19 protein-coding genes are annotated in these 18,453 nt (G+C 41.1%); 11 read left to right on the forward strand and 8 right to left on the reverse strand.

The features are described from left to right. The first annotated feature begins 147 nt into the window (after positions 1–147). From eno to ctlX, 4 genes are all read left to right on the forward strand, one after another. Complete coding sequence (gene eno / locus ACW6QP_RS12455; RefSeq protein WP_457911197.1) at positions 148–1,434, forward strand: phosphopyruvate hydratase; 1,287 nt, start codon at positions 148–150, stop codon at positions 1,432–1,434. Between the two features lie 195 nt (positions 1,435–1,629). Continuing rightward, a complete protein-coding gene (locus ACW6QP_RS12460) occupies positions 1,630–2,913 on the forward strand; it encodes a citrate synthase (protein ID WP_457911198.1) in 1,284 nt (427 codons plus the stop codon). Positions 2,914–2,994: 81 nt separating this feature from the next. Then, positions 2,995–3,906, forward strand: coding sequence for a dimethylarginine dimethylaminohydrolase family protein (locus tag ACW6QP_RS12465; RefSeq protein WP_457911199.1), 912 nt, complete (start codon positions 2,995–2,997; stop codon positions 3,904–3,906). Position 3,907: 1 nt separating this feature from the next. Next, a complete protein-coding gene (gene ctlX / locus ACW6QP_RS12470; protein WP_457911200.1) occupies positions 3,908–4,834 on the forward strand; it encodes a citrulline utilization hydrolase CtlX in 927 nt (308 codons plus the stop codon). 161 nt (positions 4,835–4,995) lie between these two features. Here the strand turns inward: ctlX and ACW6QP_RS12475 are convergent, their stop codons facing one another. Both ACW6QP_RS12475 and ACW6QP_RS12480 read right to left on the reverse strand, forming a co-directional pair. Continuing rightward, on the reverse strand, positions 4,996–6,483 hold the full coding sequence (locus ACW6QP_RS12475) for a BCCT family transporter (protein WP_457911201.1): 1,488 nt from the start codon (positions 6,481–6,483) through the stop codon (positions 4,996–4,998). A 12-nt stretch (positions 6,484–6,495) separates the two neighbouring features. Beyond that, positions 6,496–7,929 (reverse strand): SDR family oxidoreductase, encoded by a 1,434-nt coding sequence (locus tag ACW6QP_RS12480; RefSeq protein ID WP_457911202.1) that lies wholly within the window; start codon positions 7,927–7,929, stop codon positions 6,496–6,498. 71 nt (positions 7,930–8,000) lie between these two features. On the opposite strand from ACW6QP_RS12480, the gene ACW6QP_RS12485 reads away from it, so the two are divergent. Continuing rightward, a complete protein-coding gene (locus tag ACW6QP_RS12485) occupies positions 8,001–8,204 on the forward strand; it encodes a hypothetical protein (RefSeq protein WP_457911203.1) in 204 nt (67 codons plus the stop codon). Here ACW6QP_RS12485 and ACW6QP_RS12490 read toward each other — a convergent pair whose 3' ends face one another. After that, positions 8,205–8,837: a MarC family protein gene (locus ACW6QP_RS12490; RefSeq protein WP_457911204.1), complete on the reverse strand. Its 633-nt coding sequence runs from the start codon at positions 8,835–8,837 to the stop codon at positions 8,205–8,207. Positions 8,838–8,936: 99 nt separating this feature from the next. Beyond that, positions 8,937–9,362 carry a hypothetical protein gene (locus ACW6QP_RS12495; protein WP_457911205.1) on the reverse strand — a complete coding sequence of 142 codons (426 nt, stop codon included), beginning with the start codon at positions 9,360–9,362 and terminating at the stop codon, positions 8,937–8,939. Between the two features lie 113 nt (positions 9,363–9,475). Here ACW6QP_RS12495 and argS point away from each other — a divergent pair, with 113 nt between their 5' ends. The 4 genes from argS to ACW6QP_RS12515 all read left to right on the forward strand — a co-directional run bounded on the left by argS (position 9,476) and on the right by ACW6QP_RS12515 (position 14,106). Next, positions 9,476–11,251, forward strand: a complete 1,776-nt coding sequence (argS, locus tag ACW6QP_RS12500; RefSeq protein ID WP_457911206.1) for an arginine--tRNA ligase — start codon at positions 9,476–9,478, stop codon at positions 11,249–11,251. A gap of 117 nt (positions 11,252–11,368) precedes the next feature. Next, positions 11,369–12,697: a signal recognition particle protein gene (gene ffh, locus ACW6QP_RS12505; protein WP_457911207.1), complete on the forward strand. Its 1,329-nt coding sequence runs from the start codon at positions 11,369–11,371 to the stop codon at positions 12,695–12,697. Positions 12,698–12,812: 115 nt separating this feature from the next. Beyond that, positions 12,813–13,178, forward strand: coding sequence for a four helix bundle protein (locus ACW6QP_RS12510; protein WP_457911208.1), 366 nt, complete (start codon positions 12,813–12,815; stop codon positions 13,176–13,178). A 34-nt stretch (positions 13,179–13,212) separates the two neighbouring features. Continuing rightward, positions 13,213–14,106 carry a bifunctional 5,10-methylenetetrahydrofolate dehydrogenase/5,10-methenyltetrahydrofolate cyclohydrolase gene (locus tag ACW6QP_RS12515; protein ID WP_457911209.1) on the forward strand — a complete coding sequence of 298 codons (894 nt, stop codon included), beginning with the start codon at positions 13,213–13,215 and terminating at the stop codon, positions 14,104–14,106. Between the two features lie 56 nt (positions 14,107–14,162). On the opposite strand, the gene ACW6QP_RS12520 is transcribed toward ACW6QP_RS12515, so the two are convergent. The 4 genes from ACW6QP_RS12520 to rluF all read right to left on the reverse strand — a co-directional run bounded on the left by ACW6QP_RS12520 (position 14,163) and on the right by rluF (position 17,016). Next, positions 14,163–14,588, reverse strand: coding sequence for a YkvA family protein (locus ACW6QP_RS12520; protein ID WP_457911210.1), 426 nt, complete (start codon positions 14,586–14,588; stop codon positions 14,163–14,165). Positions 14,589–14,605: 17 nt separating this feature from the next. Next, positions 14,606–15,625 carry an AI-2E family transporter gene (locus ACW6QP_RS12525; RefSeq protein ID WP_457911211.1) on the reverse strand — a complete coding sequence of 340 codons (1,020 nt, stop codon included), beginning with the start codon at positions 15,623–15,625 and terminating at the stop codon, positions 14,606–14,608. A 61-nt stretch (positions 15,626–15,686) separates the two neighbouring features. Beyond that, the gene (locus tag ACW6QP_RS12530) at positions 15,687–16,109 is read right to left on the reverse strand and encodes a VOC family protein (protein WP_457911212.1); all 423 of its coding nucleotides are present in this window, start codon (positions 16,107–16,109) and stop codon (positions 15,687–15,689) included. Between the two features lie 79 nt (positions 16,110–16,188). Next, positions 16,189–17,016, reverse strand: coding sequence for a 23S rRNA pseudouridine(2604) synthase RluF (gene rluF / locus ACW6QP_RS12535; protein ID WP_457911213.1), 828 nt, complete (start codon positions 17,014–17,016; stop codon positions 16,189–16,191). A gap of 127 nt (positions 17,017–17,143) precedes the next feature. On the opposite strand from rluF, the gene ACW6QP_RS12540 reads away from it, so the two are divergent. Both ACW6QP_RS12540 and ACW6QP_RS12545 read left to right on the forward strand, forming a co-directional pair. Further along, a complete protein-coding gene (locus tag ACW6QP_RS12540) occupies positions 17,144–17,704 on the forward strand; it encodes an RNA polymerase sigma factor (protein ID WP_457911214.1) in 561 nt (186 codons plus the stop codon). After that, the gene (locus ACW6QP_RS12545; RefSeq protein WP_457911215.1) at positions 17,691–18,428 is read left to right on the forward strand and encodes a hypothetical protein; all 738 of its coding nucleotides are present in this window, start codon (positions 17,691–17,693) and stop codon (positions 18,426–18,428) included. Before ACW6QP_RS12540 ends, ACW6QP_RS12545 begins: the two co-directional genes overlap by 14 nt. Positions 18,429–18,453: the final 25 nt, after the last annotated feature.

Raw genomic sequence — 18,453 nt, forward strand, 5'->3', positions numbered from 1 at the left:
ATAATAAAAACAATTTCAGATTTTCAGAAAACGTTTGAGTTAATAATTCAATGTTATAATAGCTTTAAAACTACGGACTTTGCTCGATTTTTTGAGGGGCTATTTGTATCTTGCATACTTCAACAATTAACTAAAAAAGAAATAATTATGAGCGCGATTTTAGATATACACGCCCGTCAAATTTTTGATTCCCGAGGGAATCCTACCGTAGAAGTAGATGTTGTAACCGAAAATGGAGTTCTGGGAAGAGCCGCCGTTCCTTCGGGTGCTTCAACCGGAGAGCACGAAGCTGTGGAGCTTCGTGATGGGGGGGATGATTTTATGGGCAAAGGAGTGTCTAAAGCCGTAGACAATGTAAATAATGTAATTGCTGAAAAACTTCTTGGATTTTCTGTATTCGAACAAAACCACATAGACCAGGCTATGCGCGACCTTGATGGTACGCCCAATAAAAGCAAGTTAGGAGCTAATGCTATTTTAGGAGTTTCGCTTGCCGTAGCAAAGGCCGCAGCTAATGAACTTGGATTGCCATTATATCGTTATATCGGTGGGGTTAGCGCCAATACGCTTCCGGTGCCTATGATGAATATTATTAATGGAGGCTCACACTCCGATGCGCCTATCGCATTTCAGGAGTTTATGGTAATGCCTGTGAAAGCCGAAAGCTTTTCAGAAGCATTAAAAATGGGAACTGAAATTTTCCACCATCTTAAAAAAGTACTTCACGACCGTGGGCTAAGCACTGCAGTGGGCGATGAAGGTGGTTTTGCACCTACTTTGGATGGGACTGAAGATGCCCTGGATACCATTTTAAAAGCTATCAAAAACGCAGGTTACAAAGGAGGCGACGAGGTTATGATCGCTCTTGATTGTGCTGCTGCTGAATTTTATGAAAACGGGAAATATGACTACACCAAATTTGAAGGTGACTCAGGCAAGGTAAGAACCAGCCAGGAACAGGCTGAGTATTTAGCCGAATTAGCTTCTAAGTATCCAATTATCTCTATAGAAGATGGAATGGATGAAAACGATTGGGAAGGATGGAAAGCGCTAACCGACCTGGTAGGAGATAAAGTGCAATTGGTAGGTGACGATTTATTCGTAACCAATGTAGAAAGATTAAGCAGAGGGATTAAAGAAGGAATTGCAAACTCTATCCTTATTAAAGTAAACCAGATTGGAACGCTAACCGAAACCATCGCTGCTGTAAATATGGCCCATAATGCAGGCTTTACTTCAGTGATGTCTCACAGATCTGGAGAAACCGAAGATAATACCATCGCCGATCTTGCTGTGGCGCTTAATACCGGTCAAATCAAAACCGGTTCTGCGTCAAGAAGTGACCGTATGGCAAAATATAACCAGTTACTTCGCATTGAAGAAGAACTTGGAGATGTGGCTTACTATCCGCAGCAAAATGCCTTTAAAATTTAATTTCGTTTTAAGCGAAATTTCAATCCCCTTTGAAGAATTTTCAAAGGGGATTTTTTTTAATGAAACTTTAGCAAAAAATGCCTGATATTGTAGGATTTCAGCAAAATATTATGCCTGCATAATATAGAATTTGCCCTATATTTTGTAATTTAGCAACACTTGAAAATTAGTTGAATTTAGTATATAAAAGAAGATATGTCAAAAGTAGCTACACTAGAAATAAACGGGAAAAAATATGAGTTTCCTGTCGTTGAAGGAACCGAAAATGAACTTGGAATAGATATTAAATCTTTACGTGGCGAATCGGGAGTGATCACTCTTGATCCCGGGTTTAAAAATACCGGAAGCTGTGAAAGTGCGATCACCTTTCTCGATGGTGAAAAAGGGATTTTAAGATACCGGGGATATTCAATTGAAGAACTGGCCGAAAAAGCCGATTTTCTCGAAGTAGCCTACTTGTTGATTTTTGGAGAACTTCCTACCAAAACACAACTGGATAAATTTTATTCAGATATCAAAGAAGAGTCTGAAGTTGATGAGGAAATGAAAAAGATCCTTGACGGCTTCCCAAAATCGGCTCACCCAATGGGCGTGCTATCGTCTCTTACTTCTGCATTAATTGCATTTAATCCGTCTTCAGTAGATGTTTCTTCTGAAGATGCTATGTACAAGGCCATCGTTAAAATACTTGGGAAATTCCCGGTGTTAGCCGCCTGGACCCTGAGAAAGAAGAAAAGTCTTCCGCTAAATTATGGAGATGATTCTTTGGGCTATGTAGAGAATCTGCATAAAATGATGTTTGAAAAACCAGGTAAGAAATATGAAGTAAATCAGGCCGTAATCGATGCGCTTGACAAATTGCTAATTCTTCACGCCGATCACGAACAAAACTGTTCTACTTCTACCGTGAGAATGGTTGGTTCGTCACACGCCGGTCTTTTTGCTTCCATTTCAGCAGGTATTTCTGCGCTTTGGGGGCCACTACACGGTGGTGCCAACCAGGCGGTTATAGAAATGCTTGAGAAAATCAAGGAAGATGGTGGGGATACCAAGAAATTTATGGCAAAAGCCAAAGATAAAGACGATCCTTTCCGTCTAATGGGCTTTGGTCACAGAGTTTACAAGAATTTCGATCCCCGTGCTAAAATCATCAAAAAAGCAGCCGATGATGTACTGGCTCAACTTGGAGTAGAAGATCCTGTATTGGAAATTGCCAAAGGTCTTGAAAAAGAAGCACTTGAAGATTCTTATTTTGTAGATAGAAAGTTATATCCAAACGTAGATTTCTATTCGGGTATTATTTACCGTGCCCTGGGCATTCCGGTAGAGATGTTTACCGTGATGTTTGCACTGGGGAGACTTCCCGGTTGGATCGCACAATGGAGAGAAATGCGACTTAAGAAAGAACCAATTGGGCGTCCACGTCAAATCTATACCGGTTCAAATCACAGAGAATTTGTTTCTGTAGATAATCGTTAGTAAAATCCAGAAATTTTAATACAATTAGGAAAAGCTTCATTTCACGATGAGGCTTTTTCTATATTTGACAAAATTTTGCATATGAAGTTGCATATCACAAATGAAACCGGCCGTTTGAAGGCTGTGGTTTTGGGAACCGCCGAAAGCTGCGGCCCCACACCCGAATTTTCTGAAGCTTATGACCCAAAATCTAAAGAACATATCAAAGCGGGGACTTATCCGCTTGAAGCCGATATGGTAAAAGAGATGGAAGCTGTGGCTAAGGTTTTAGAAAAACACAATGTAAAGGTTTTTCGGCCTAAGGTGATTAAGGATTATAATCAAATTTTCTCCCGGGATATTGCCTTTGTGATCGATGATAAATTTATAAAGTCGAATATACTTCCCGACCGCGAGCAGGAAATCGAAGCGATAAATCACGTAATTGCCGAAATCGATCCCTCGAAAGTGATAAAATTACCCGAAGAAGCTCATATAGAAGGTGGGGATGTGATGCCACACGGCGATTATATTTTTGTGGGCACTTACAAAGGAGCCGATTATAAAGATTTTATTACTGCCCGAACTAATGTAGAAGCTGTAGGAGCTTTGCAGGAGTTATTTCCAAATAAAAAGCTAGTCTCTTTCAATTTGCGAAAATCGAATTCTGAGCCCCGCGATAATGCCCTGCATTTGGATTGTTGTTTTCAACCGGTGGGAAAGAATAAAGCGATTATCTACAAAGGCGGTTTTTTAGATGAAAATGAATATGAGTGGTTGGTGAATTTCTTCGGAAAAGAGAATGTTTTCGAGATTACGCGTGATGAGATGTATAATATGAATTCTAACATTTTCTCTATTTCTGAAGATGTAGTGATTTCTGAAAAGAATTTTACCCGACTAAACACCTGGCTCAGAGAACAGGGCATCACCGTAGAAGAGGTGCCTTATGCCGAAATTTCAAAACAGGAAGGCCTGTTGCGTTGTTCAACCCTTCCGTTAATTAGAGAATAAAATGCGACAAATTACAGATACAATTTTAATGGTTAGACCGGTAGCTTTTCGAATGAATGAGCAAACTGCCGTTAATAATTATTTTCAGGAAGCCATTAACGATGCCAACGTAAACGAAAAAGCTCAGGAAGAATTTGATGCTTTTGCCAAAAAGTTGAGATCGGTAGGGGTGAATGTAATTGTGGTAGACGATGTAAAGGAAGACGATACCCCCGATTCGATTTTTCCCAATAACTGGGTATCTTTTCATGAATCTGGCGACATAGCGCTATATCCGATGTTTGCCGAAAACCGCAGAAAGGAAAGACGCCTGGAATATTTTGCAAAACTTGAAGAAGAAGGTTTTAAAATTACAAATATCATAGATTATACCTCGGCCGAAGAAGATGATATTTTTTTGGAGGGTACAGGGAGCCTGCTGCTGGATCGTGTGAACCGGAAAGCTTACTGCGCGATTTCTCCCCGGGCCGATGAAGATTTATTAATCGAATTTTGCGAGGATTTCGAATTTACCCCGGTGATTTTTACCGCCAATCAGGATGTAGATGGTCGCAGAAAAGCCATTTATCATACCAATGTGATGATGTGCCTTGCTGAAAATTTTGCCGTGATTTGCCTGGACAGCATCGATGATAAAAAGGAGCGTAAAAATGTGTTGAAGCACTTAAAGCAGGATGGCAAGGAAATCATAGAAATTTCTGAAGCTCAAATGCATAATTTCGCCGGAAATATGCTTCAGGTGCAGGGGGCTTTCGATAAGAAATATCTGGTAATGAGTGAGCAGGCTCATAAAAGTTTAACCAAAGACCAGATTTCCAGAATAGAAAAGCACTGCGAGATTTTGAGCAGCGACTTAAAAGTGATTGAAACCTGTGGTGGCGGCAGTGCCCGTTGTATGATGGCCGAAGTCTTTTTGCCTAAAGCATAGATGCAGTGAGCAATATTCAGTTGCAGTAAGCAGTTGGCGGTAGGTATTTCTAATGAGTATCTCTGTTAAAAATTGAACTGTTTTTGAAACCCGAAACCCTAAACCAGGATTGTATTTGCAAACTTTTAATTTTACTGCCTACTGTGACTGCAACCTGAAAACTAATTCATTCTGCGCAATTCCCGGAAGAAGAGAAGCAGCATCGCCCCGGTAAACAGCGCAAAGGGCAATGAACTTATAATCAAAAATTTTTGCATTGCTGTGAGTACATCGGATTCGGGTTTTGCATTTCCCAGGATGATAATAGCTGCAGAAAAGATCAATAAAATAAGGGCCCAGATAAATTTATAGGTTCTTGAAGGATTTTCTCTGCCACGGTCGCTAAACATACTCAATACAAAAATTGCCGAATCTACCGAAGTAATTAAAAAACCCGCCAGTAGTATTACCACCAAAACATTAATAAGCCCCGATGCGGGAAAGTTTCTGAAGAACTCAAAAATAGAGGTGAATACATTATCAAATTCACCCTGGTACCCGGGCATTTGATTTATGAGATCAAAAGAAACCGACCCAAATACACTAAACCAGAAGAAACTACCCAGCGAGGGAATGAGTAGAACCCCTAAAATCATTTGCCGTATGCTTCTTCCGCGGGAAATTCGGGCGATGAAAATTCCGGTGAAAGGTGCCCAGGCCAGCCAGAATGCCCAGTAGTAATAGGTCCAATCGGTTAAAAAATCTTTCCCGGGATTATAATCTCCCCAGGCCAGGCTAAGCGGAATAAAGTGGATGATATAGTGATAAAGCGACACAAAAAAGTTCGATAAAATCGCGGCGATATCAGCCTGTACAAAAACAAAGATCAGCAGGGCGAGCGTTAAAAATATATTCCAGGTAGAAATTCGTTTTATTCCCTTATTCAATCCTGCAAAGGCAGAGAAAAAAGCGATTAGAGAAATTATGAAAACCAATGTAAGGCTTATTCTGATGTCTCCCGCAGGTTTAGCGCTCAAATGACTAATGCCACCTTCCATTTGCGTGGTGCCCAGCCCAATGGCTGCTACCAAACCAAAAACAGTGGTAAGAATGGTGAGAATATCTATTCCGGCGGGCAGCAATCTGGACTTTTGTAATACGGGCAAACTCTGTCCTAGATTGATTCTATTTTTCCGCACAAATAGCGAATAGCCAATAATCAGTGCGAAGGTTCCATAGAATGCCCAGGCTGTAAACCCCCATTGATAGAAAGTGTATTCCAGGGCAATGATTTCAGCTTTACTCCCGGTATTTAATGGAGGATTTAAGAACATAAATACCGGTTCCTGTACAGCCCTTAGTAAAATGCCTGCGCCCATACCGGCACTATATAGCATAGCGCTCCAAGCAAGGAGACCAAATTCAGGAGGGGAGTTGCCCAGTCTAATTTTTCCATATTTTGAGAAGGCTATGGCTAACAAAAAGAATACGCAAAACAATCCCAGCCAGAGATAAAAGCTGCCAAAAACCTCCCGAACCCACAGGGATCCGGTTTCTATGGCCGAGTAAAATTCTTTTGTAAAGAAAAAAATGACACAGGCGAAAATCAGCAAAACAGCGGTTGAAATTGCCAGAACTTTATTCTTCTGAAGCAGAATGCTAATTTTCAAAAATCAAACGTTTTATTCAGTTTCGGGTTTAGCGATTTTATTGATCATTCCTTCAAAGATAAAATAATGAAAGGGATACATCGCATACCAGTAAAGCCGGCCCCAAATTCCTTTAGGCCGAAACGTTGCGATTTGGTGCAGCACATTCTCTTCATCAATTTTAAACTCCAGCCAGGCTTCTCCAGGAACTTTCATTTCAGCAAATAATAATAATCTTTTCTCTTCTCTATCGGCCAGTAAGACCCTCCAGAAATCGAGACTATCTCCTGCAGCGATTTGGGAGGGGTGGGTGCGGCCACGACGAAGACCTACTCCGCCAAATAATTTGTCGATATACCCACGAACCTTCCAAAGCCAGTTTCCATAATACCAGCCGTTTAATCCGCCGATTGCCCATATTCGATCCAGCACCATTTCGGTATTTTCCACTTTTACAGATTGTTCGTCTTTCAGGCAGCCATAGGTGGGCACCTGTATGTATTTGTTTAAATCTTTTCTGAATCTCCCACTGCTTAAAGAATCTTTCCAGCTGGAAATCACCTGATTTTGCTCAATTTTAAAGAAAGCCAGCTTTATGGCTTCCTCATAGGTGAGCGGTTTAATATTCAAAATTTCCTGAAGCCGGGTGTCGTTGGTTACCACCTCAATTTTCATACTGTCTACCAGGTTTTGTGCGAGTTTATAGGAAGTAGAGGTAACAAAGTACAGCCAGTAGGCCGAGAGTTTGGGCGACATTACTGGTACCCCAATAATCCAGAGTTTTAATCCTCTTATTTTCGCATATACCTCCATCATTTCCTGGTAGGTGAGCACATCGGGGCCACCTACATCAAATGAATCGTTATAGCACTTTTCGTTGCCCAAAACCCCGGTTAGGAATTGAATGATATCCCGAATGGCAATGGGTTGACACCTGGTTCTCACCCAGCTGGGGGTGATCATCACCGGTAATTTTTCACAGAGGTCCCTTATAATCTCGAATGAAGAACTTCCTGAGCCTACGATAATTGCCGCCCGCAAAACGGTGAGTTTAAAGTTTCCCTTATAAAGGATTTCTTCCACCTGTTTCCGAGACTTTAAATGTTTTGAGAGTTTCTCTTCATTAATAATTCCGCTTAGGTAAATCACCTGCTCCACCGAAGTTTCAGCCATTATTTTGTTGAAATTCCTTGCTGCTCTGGCTTCCTGTTCATCAAAATCTTTGGTGGAAGCGCTCATGGAATGAATGAGATAATAGGCGGCGTCTATGTTTTTGATGATATCGGGGGCAGAATCATCTTTCAAAAAATCCAATTCTACTAACTCTACCTTTTCCCTTAATTCTTTATTGGAAGTAAACCGATTTTTATTGCGTACAGCACAAACCACCTCGTGACCCGATTCGAGTAGCTGAGGTAAAAGTCTCATTCCTATATAACCGTTAGCTCCGGTAAGCAGTATTCGCATTTGTAAGTTTTTTCAGTATTAAATTACCGATTAATTCTTACTTTCACTTTGGTTTACAAAAACTTTATAAAATGAATAACGTCCTTAAAATCGTTTTGTTAGTAGTTGGGGTAGGTTTAATTGTATATGGATTATATACCCTGGTAACTCCTGAAGTTTCAATCGATGCCGGGCCTTTGCAGGTAGAAGCCCAGGGTGATAAAACCCAACCAATAGCGATGATTGCCTTTGGCGTACTCGCTTTAATTGGAGGTCTGGCCTTTAAAAAGCGATAATTAACTTATTATCAGCTGCAATACATTTACAATAGATGAACTAATATATTCAATGCCAATAGCTATAACTATAAAGCCAATTATACGGGAAATTGCATTGATGCCTGAAGCTCCCAGAATTCTTACTATATAATGAGCGCTATGCAATACTACAAAGGTCGAAATACAAACCGCAAGTATTGCGCCTACAGTATAAAATCGCTGTTCTAATGCTGAATATTCCTCAAACAAACCAATTAAAAGGGAGATAGAACCCGGGCCGGCCAGCATAGGTATTGCCAGTGGGGTTAAGGAAACCCCTTCCCTTTGAAAAGCATCATCTTTAACCCGGGGTTTGTCCATTCCCTTATGCTTAGTAAATCTCCCTGTTAGTAGGGCAAAACCAGAGCTTACGATAATCAATCCGCCGGCGATTCGAAGTGAGTCGATACTTATCCCAAAGAACTGTAGGATGAATCTTCCGGTGAAAAAAGAAATTGTAAGAATTACGAAAATATTTATGGCGGTAAGTAGTGAAGTTTTTGATCTTTCCGCAGAATCATAATCGGTGGTGAGACCTACAAAGATTGGAACCGTACCCAATGGATTGATTACCGAGAAAAGTGCGGCAAACACATAAATGAAAATGTCCATAGTTTTTGCCGCAAAGATTCGGCAAAGCCCAGGAATGTGTATTAAAGTATATTTATTTGTGGGTTAATAAACACTACTTAAATAATTGCCTAAATTAAATTAAAGATCCTCCACCTGGGTAGGGGCATTGTCTGCCTTATAGTCCAGTATCTTTTTAAAATATTTATGAATGGCCGGGGTGTCGGCCTTCACTTTTATATGGTAATGATCCCGGTAAAGTGAGTATTCTTCGGCTTTGCCTTTATAAAGGTGCAGTTTGTAAAATGGGATTACAAGGGCATAGGTTTCTAAAAGAGACCGAAACATTACAATAATTCCTTTGGGCCTCATTTCTACATTACAGGTTTTCGCGTTGTTATCGAGCACCAGGAGATTGTGAATATCGATGCTTGCTGTAGTTATATGAAGTTTGGGCGAACCGGTGCCTTTTAATTTCATGCGTTCAAACAGGGTGAAGGGAGGCCCCACTTCAGCATATATTTTTTCCTGAATTTTTTGACGGTTATAGGAGATATTCAGCAGCATAGCTTTTTGCTTAAAGATAAGCATTTGACCCTAAAAGCACTTCCTAAACGTGCATTTTCTCTTATCTTTGCGGCTCGAAAAATAAGCCCAATCCAAAATATAGAAGAAAGAAAATGAGCATTCAGGCAAAACTTTCAGAAAAAGTAAAAGAAGCGGTCAAATCTCTTCACGGGATCGAAATAGAAAATACCGAATTTCAACCCACCCGTAAAGATTTTGAAGGAGATATTACCCTGGTGGTCTTTCCTATGCTGAAGTTGTTAAAAACCAACCCTGCCAAACTGGGACAGGAAATAGGAGATTACCTGGTTGAAAATGTAGCTGAAGTAGATCGCTTTAACGTGGTTCAGGGCTTTTTGAATATCGTGCTTGCCGATTCCTATTACCTCGATTTCTTTGTTGAAATGAAAGCCAGGGATAACTTCGGGATTGTATCCCCGTCTGAGGATGCCCGGGGCATAATGGTAGAATATTCTTCGCCAAACACCAACAAACCTTTGCATTTGGGACATATTCGAAACAACCTGTTGGGATATTCGGTTTCTGAAATCCTGGAGGCTGCTGGAAACAAAGTATATAAAACCCAGATTATAAACGACCGCGGGATTCATATCTGTAAATCTATGCTGGCCTGGGAACGCTTCGGAAATGGAGAAACTCCCGAATCTACCGGCCTTAAAGGAGATAAACTGGTAGGGAATTACTATGTGAAATTTGACCAGGAATATAAGAAAGAGATTTCAGATTTAATCGCCCGGGGAAAAACCGAAGAGCAGGCAAAAGCTGAAGCTCCCATTCTGCAAGACGCTAAAGAAATGCTTCGAAAATGGGAAGCCGGCGATCCGGAAGTAGTGGCGCTTTGGGAGAAAATGAACCAATGGGTTTACGACGGTTTTAAAAAAACCTATGCCGCACTGGGAGTAGATTTCGACAAAAACTATTATGAAAGTGACACTTATCTTTTAGGAAAAGATGTGGTGCAGCAGGGTCTTGAAAAAGGCGTTTTTTATAAAAAAGAAGATGGCAGTGTTTGGATAGATCTTAGCGATGAAGGTCTGGATGAGAAAATAGTGCTGCGTAGCGATGGTACTGCGGTGTATATGACCCAGGATATTGGGACTGCCATTCAAAGAGTAAAAGATTTCGATATAAGCGGGATGGTGTATACTGTGGGCAATGAGCAGGATTACCACTTTAAAGTACTTTTCCTGATTCTTAAAAAACTGGGTTACGATTGGGCCGACTATCTGTACCATTTAAGCTACGGGATGGTAGACCTGCCTACCGGAAAAATGAAAAGTCGTGAGGGTACCGTGGTCGATGCCGATGACCTTATGATAGAAATGACCGAAACCGCCCGAAAAATTTCAGAAGAATTGGGGAAACTGGACGGTTATACTGAAACAGAAAAGGAAGAGCTTTACAGAATCATTGGCCTGGGAGCGCTGAAATATTATATCCTAAAGGTAGATCCCAAGAAACGTATTTTATTCAACCCCGAAGAATCGGTAGATTTTCAGGGGAATACAGGGCCATTTATTCAATATACCTATGCCCGAATTCAGTCTATTTTGCGCAAGGCCAAGGATAGTGAAGAGAGCATTCCAGCCAATTATAAGCTTCACGACAAGGAAAAGGAATTGTTGAAACAGCTTCAGCAATTTCCCGAAACCATTCAACTGGCGGCCGAGAATCACAGCCCGGCGCTGGTAGCCAATTATGTGTATGAGCTGGTGAAAGAATTCAACAGTTTCTATCAAAATGTAAGCATTTTAGGAGCCGATACTGAGCAGGAGAAAAACTTTAGAGTACAACTTTCCCGGGCCGTGGCCAATGTGATTAAAACAGGTTTTGGATTGCTGGGAATTCAGGTGCCGGAGAGAATGTGATTTACAAGTTAGAAGTACGAAGACCGGCAGTAAAATAAAAGTTTTCACTTCAGTCTCAAATCATTAAATTTGCAATCCGCTGCCGGGATGGCAGGAAATTAAACCACAGCAGAGATTATGTTCGATAATTTAAGTGATAAGTTAGATAGTGCCTTACATGTTTTAAAAGGGCACGGCCAGATTACCGAGGTTAACGTTGCCGAAACCCTTAAAGAGGTTCGTCGCGCTCTGGTTGATGCCGATGTTAACTATAAAATCGCCAAAGATTTTACCAATGTAGTAAAGGAAAAAGCCCTTGGGCAGGACGTTTTAACTGCCTTAAAGCCCGGCCAGTTAATGGTGAAACTCGTGAAAGACGAGCTTACCGAGCTTATGGGGGGTGAAGCAGAAGGTATTAATCTTTCGGGCAATCCTTCTGTGATCCTTATGTCGGGCTTGCAGGGAAGTGGTAAAACTACTTTTTCGGGGAAACTCGCCAATTTCCTAAAGAATAAAAAGACTAAAAAACCATTATTGGTGGCCTGTGACGTGTACCGTCCTGCAGCGATTAATCAGTTGCACGTAGTAGGGGAGCAGGTTGGTGTTGAGGTATATTCTGAAGAAGGGAATATGGATCCTGTGGCGATTTCTAAAAATGCGATAGCCCACGCCAAAGAGAATGGTCATAATGTGGTGATTATCGATACCGCGGGTCGTTTGGCTGTAGATGAGGAAATGATGACCGAGATCGCCAATATACACTCTGCTATTGAGCCTCATGAAACTTTGTTCGTGGTAGATTCTATGACCGGTCAGGATGCCGTGAATACGGCTAAAGCCTTTAACGACAGGCTGAATTTCGACGGGGTTATTCTTACCAAATTAGATGGAGATACCCGTGGGGGAGCTGCGATTTCGATTAAATCGGTAGTGAACAAACCCATCAAGTTTATCGGAACCGGGGAGAAGATGGATGCCATCGATATTTTCTATCCTTCGCGTATGGCGGATAGGATTCTGGGAATGGGAGATGTGGTGTCTCTTGTGGAGCGTGCCCAGGAACAATATGATGAAGAGGAAGCGCGAAAACTTCAGAAGAAAATTGCCAAAAATCAGTTTGGTTTTGATGATTTCCTGAACCAGCTTCAGCAAATAAAGAAAATGGGGTCTATGAAAGACCTGTTGGGAATGATTCCGGGAGCCGGGAAAATGCTAAAGGATGTAGATATAGACGATGATGCTTTTAAAGGTATCGAAGCCATTATCCATTCTATGACTCCGGAAGAAAGAAGCAACCCAAAAATCATAAATTCAAGCAGAAAGAAGCGTATTAGCAAAGGTTCTGGCACCAGCGTGCAGGAAGTAAACCAATTGCTGAAACAATTCAACCAGATGGGGAAAATGATGAAGATGATGCAAGGTGGTGGCGGCCGCCAAATGATGCAGATGATGAAGGGAATGAAGTAAGCCCCCTTGCCCCCAAAGGGGGAATTTGGTCCCTCTGCGCTTTTGTTTTTCGATTTTTCGCCTCTAATAGTAGGCAGTTGCAGTATTCAGTTGGCACTTATCTTAATGGAATTTTATGAACTTTAAAAGCCTGCAGGTTTACAAAATTGGTTTCGAATTGGCGATGAATATTTATGAGGTTTCAAAGCAATTTCCACGTGAAGAAACCTATTCGCTGACTGATCAAATTAGAAGAAGCTCCAGGTCGGTATGTGTAAATGTAGCTGAAGCTTACAGGAAGAGGAGGTATAAAAAACATTTTATTAGTAAGCTAACCGACGCTGATGCGGAAAATTCTGAAACTCAGACCTGGCTTGAATTTGCATTTGCCTGTGGCTATATAGATTTATCATTAAAAGACACTTTAGCCGAAAAAAGCTCGGAGGTAGGAAAGCTTATAAATTATATGATTAATAATCCAGGAAAATTTGGAGTAGATTAACTGCCAACTGTGACTGCTAACTGATTACTAAAAAATGATTATACTCGACGGTAAGAAAACAAGCAACGACATCAAGGATGAAATTGCGAAGGAAGTAAAAAAGATCAAGGAAAAAGGCCATAAGGTGCCTCACCTGGCGGCGATTATCGTTGGAAACGACGGGGCCAGCCTTACTTATGTAAACGCCAAGGTACAATCCTGTAAAAGGGTTGGTTTCGAGTCTTCTTTGTACCGCCTGCCTAATACGGTAAGTGAAATTGAATTGCTCGATAAAATTGAGGAATTGAATCAAAATGACGATATCGACGGATTTATCGTTCAGCTTCCTTTACCTCCGCAAATAGATACCCAAAAAGTTTTGATGGCCGTTGACCCCGATAAAGATGTAGATGGTTTTCACCCTACCAACTTCGGAAAGATGTCGCTGGATATGACTTCATTTATCCCGGCTACCCCCTTTGGAATTCTGGAGCTTTTGGAGCGCTATGATATTCCTACAAAAGGGAAACATACCGTGGTAATTGGTCGAAGCTATATTGTAGGAAGACCTATGAGTATTTTGATGGGACGAAGCGGTTTCCCCGGAAACTCTACCGTTACGCTTACCCACGAATTCACCAAGAATATTACCCAAATTACCTCCCAGGCCGATATCATTATCATCGCCGTAGGGATCCCAGATTTCCTAAAAGCCGAAATGGTAAAAGACGATGCGGTGATTATCGATGTGGGAATTACCCGTGTCCCCGACGAAAATGCCGAAAAAGGTTATGTGATCAAGGGTGATGTGGATTTCGATAATGTAAGTAAGAAAGTATCTCATATCACGCCGGTTCCCGGCGGGGTAGGTCCTATGACCGTGGCCATGTTACTTAAAAATACGCTTCTGGCCAGAGAACGCCATAAGAAGAGAGGAATGCAGAACTAATTAAAAAGGCCATCTTTAAATTTGAGATGGCCTTTTTCAATTTTGATAAGATAAGGCTATGCCTCAGCGCCTTCTTCTTTTTCTTCAAAATCGCCCTCGCCTAATTTCCAGTCGAGGTATTTATGAAGGTCGGTTTCAATGAATCGTAAAGAGATCGTAAAAATTGCAAAATCGTCTACATAGCCAATTCCGGGGATGAAATCGGGGATGATATCCAAAGGATTAAGTACATATAATAAAGCAAATGTGATTGATGCAATGATGAACCACGGCACCTCGCGGTAACTTCCTTTTTTATAATCGCCCAGCATTCCCAGCATTACCTTACCTAATTCGGCGTATTTGCGAAGCGCATTCGCATTCAGGATCTTATTGGAAATTTCTTTTTGGTTCTTTGCGGCGATTTCAACATCACCTTCATCTACTTCAGCAACTTTATCCTTAACATATTTATCATCAATCTTTGTTTTACTTCCGAACATAATTTTAGGTTTTTCAGTTATAATCTATCGTGTGAATTTCCGTATTCTTTTTTATAAATTTTCAAGATAAGCAGGAATAGCGAAATGAGCAAAGGCCCAAATATTAAGCCTATAAATCCGAAAAGCTGTACACCTATGATCACCCCGAAAAGGGTGATGAGTGGGTGTACGCTGGCCATCCTGTCGAGTATATAAAGTCTTACCAGATTGTCGGTAACCCCAACCACGGTAAAACCATAAATTAAAATAGCTACTGCCTGCCAATCTGAGCCCTGGGCGAATAAGAGGATAGCAACCGGAATTATTCCAATTGCGGTTCCAATAAAAGGGATCATAGACCCGATTGCGGTTATTACAAACCAAAATAAGGGTTCAGGTACCCCAAAAATTAGGTAACCAATTAATGCAATTACCCCTTGAAATAGGGCTACTAAAGGAATTCCCAGCGCATTCGATTTTACCAGTTCATTGCTTTCTTCCCCAATAATATTGATGTTATCTTTTCCCAGTGGAATATAGGAAACGAGGTGGTTTTTCATCTCATCCTGATACACCAGCATATAATATAACATAAAATACATGATACCAATGGCGATAAAGGCATTGAAGGTGCCGCCGGCCAGGTCCTGTAAATTTGAGCTTAGCCAGGCGGTAACCGATGCGGTATCTATATTGCTGCTTATGTTGTACCCAATGTAGGATTCAATCGAATTGAGTTGCTCCTTGATCGCCCTGATGACCATTTCAGAATTAGCCACCGCTTTTCCGATTTTGGAAGAAAGCATAAATACGATGATTCCCACCGGGACCAAAATCAATACAAAAGAAATCGACATAAGCAGGGAGGCGGCCACGGCGGGTTTCCATCCGCGATTGAGAAGCCTTTGCATATATTTTCGAAGCACCACGTAAAGGGTAATCGCTCCCAAAACTCCAGAGAGGTATGGCAGTACTTCCTTGAAAATTAAAACCGACAAAAACAGGATGAGTAGTAATACAAAAATCTGCCTTACCAAACCCGGTTTTAATCTATCCATATAGTAATTGTTTTATCAATCTAAGCGAATAAATAGAGGCTCCGTTTATTAAAAAAATCACCTAGCTGGCAAAAAGCTGGGACTTATCTTTAAAGGCTTTAAATTCAAGCGCATTTCCGCTGGGATCCTTAAAAAACATAGTGGCCTGTTCTCCAACTTCTCCTTTAAACCTAATATAAGGCTCAATTATAAAGTTAATTCCTTTAGCTTCCAGCAGTTTTGCAAATTCGTGAAAAACTTCCCATTCCAGTACTACACCAAAATGCGGCACAGGTACATCTTTCCCGTCTACGGGGTTAGAATGAGCTTTTTCGGTTTCCTGTGGTGGTTTATAATGAATGACTAACTGGTGCCCAAAAAAATTAAAATCAACCCAATGATCACTGCTTCTGCCTTCTCCGCAACCCAGGGTTTCACGGTAAAATTTGCGTGCTTCTTCAAGATTTGAAACGGGGATAGCCAGGTGAAAAGGTTGTACTTTCATAATGGTTTGGTTGTTTTAGCAATGTCTTAAAATTAACAAGAATTCCTAAATATATAGCGCCTGGTTCGCTAAACTGCTGTTAAGATTTTCGGGGTCTACGCTTGCGGGCCTTTTGCTGCCCCGCAGCTCGCGTTCTTTTAATCCCCGGAATTTCTCCTTTTAAGCGGGAGGCTTCCTCGGTCTTACTTGATTCATTGATCATGCGATTAATCTCGCTCAATTCATCGCTGGTAAGTTCTCTGTATTCCCCAACCGGAATATCCAGATTCACATTCATAATGCGAATTCTTTTTAAAGCGGTTACCTCGTACCCAAGGTATTCGCACATACGCCTTATTTGGCGGTTTAAGCCCTGGGTAAGAATAATTCTGAATTCATTTTTTCCCAGTTTTTCAACTTCGCATTTCCTGGTCACTGTATCCAAAATGGGAACCCCATTGGCCATTCTTTTAATGAAATCGGTGGTGATGGGTCGGTTCACCTGTACGATATATTCTTTTTCGTGGTTGTTTCTGGCGCGCAGAATTTTGTTTACAATATCCCCGTCGCTGGTAAGAAATATCAGGCCTTCGCTGGGCTTGTCCAAACGGCCAATAGGAAAAATTCGCCGCGGATAATTTATGTAATCAATAATATTATCCTTTTCAACCCGGGTATCGGTAGTACACACAATTCCCACCGGCTTATTAAAAGCCAGGTAAACATCGGGCTCTTTTTTTCGGGCTTCGCTAATAAGTTTTCCATCTACTCTTACCTCGTCTCCCGGGGCTACTTTGGTGCCGAGTTCGGGAACTTTACCGTTTAAGGTGATTCGCCCCTGGTCCAGGAGTTTATCGGCCTCGCGTCGGGAGCAATAACCGGCTTCACTAAGGAATTTGTTGATGCGGGTAAGATTTTCTTCAGCCATATTTTTCACTTCTGAAGCAAAGATACGAGTTTTAAAAAGCCGCCCAATTAAAGATTTTTTCAAAAAAGTTAAAGCTCAGGCAACCTTTCGTAACTTTCCTGCGTCTATAGAATAGAAGGCTGCCTTAATGAAAGTAATTCAACTCTTTAAAAACGAAAATCAGCTTATTAAAAAAGCTTCCAAAAACAACCGGGACGCCCAAAGGCATCTTTATGAGCAGTATTCGCCAAAAATGCTGGGGGTTTGCCGGCAATATATAAAAGACCTGCAACAGGCAGAAGAGGTGATGCTGGAGGCTTTTTACAAGGTTTTCCTCAATCTGGATAAATTCAGGTTCGAAGGTAGTTTTGAAGGCTGGATGCGAAAAATTATGCTAAGGGAATGCCTGAGTTTTCTTCGGAAAAATAAGAAAATCGAGTTCCTGGAGGAAAATAAATTCGAGGCTGAAGTCGATGAAAATATCTCGGGCGAGCTGGAAGCTGAAGAAATCCAGGCGATAATTGACAGCCTTCCCGAGGGGTATAAACTGGTTTTTGTGATGTATGCCATAGAAGGCTACAAACACAGTGAAATTGCCAGCGAATTGAATATTACTGAAGGTACCTCCAAATCACAGCTGTTTAAAGCGAGGAAGATGTTGCAGGAAAAGTTGAAAATTAAAAATATGGCCGGTTATGGAACTGAATGATTTTGAAAAAATAGCGAAAAAGAAATTGGCTTCCCGGGAAATAAACGCTTCTGAAGGGAGTTGGGAAAAACTGGACGCTAAACTTAAAGGAGAGAAAGGCAAAAGAAATTTTACGAAGTATTGGTTTGCGATTGCAGCCATAGCGGTCGTGGCTTTTCTCGTAGCGAATCCATTTTTTGAGAATTTTCAAAGTCCACCTGCTATTGTAGAAGAACCAAAAGAAAATTTCAAGGAAAAAACAGGGGAGACTGAAGATTTTACTGTTCCGGTTCAAATGGCTTCAAAAGAAAATAGGCCTGAGAACGAAGCTGAAAAATCACCTTCAGTATTGATTCCAAAGCCGCAGAATCAAAACTTTGAACGCAAACAAATAACCGCTGTGACTGAAATCGATGTTTCTTCCAGGGAAGTGATGTCTAAATTGAAAATTGAGCAGCCTGAAGAACAGATTAAGACCAACAATAATGAAATGCAAAATCTTATTGCCGGGGTAATAGCCGAACAGCTAGAAAATGACCTTTCAGAGCAGGAGGTTGACAAATTATTATTGGAGGCCGCTAATCGTATTGCTGCTAAGAAGAATTATAATACAGATATTTCAATTAGTGCTTCGAGCCTCCTTGCTGAGGTGAATTCAGAAATAGATCAATCCTTCCGCAGAAAAGTATTTGAACTTTTAAAAGAAGGTTTTCAGGAAGCCAGTTATGCTTTATCAAACAGGTAAGTAGAGAAAAATTAATCATTAATAA

This window comes from Salegentibacter haimaensis (assembly GCF_054121495.1).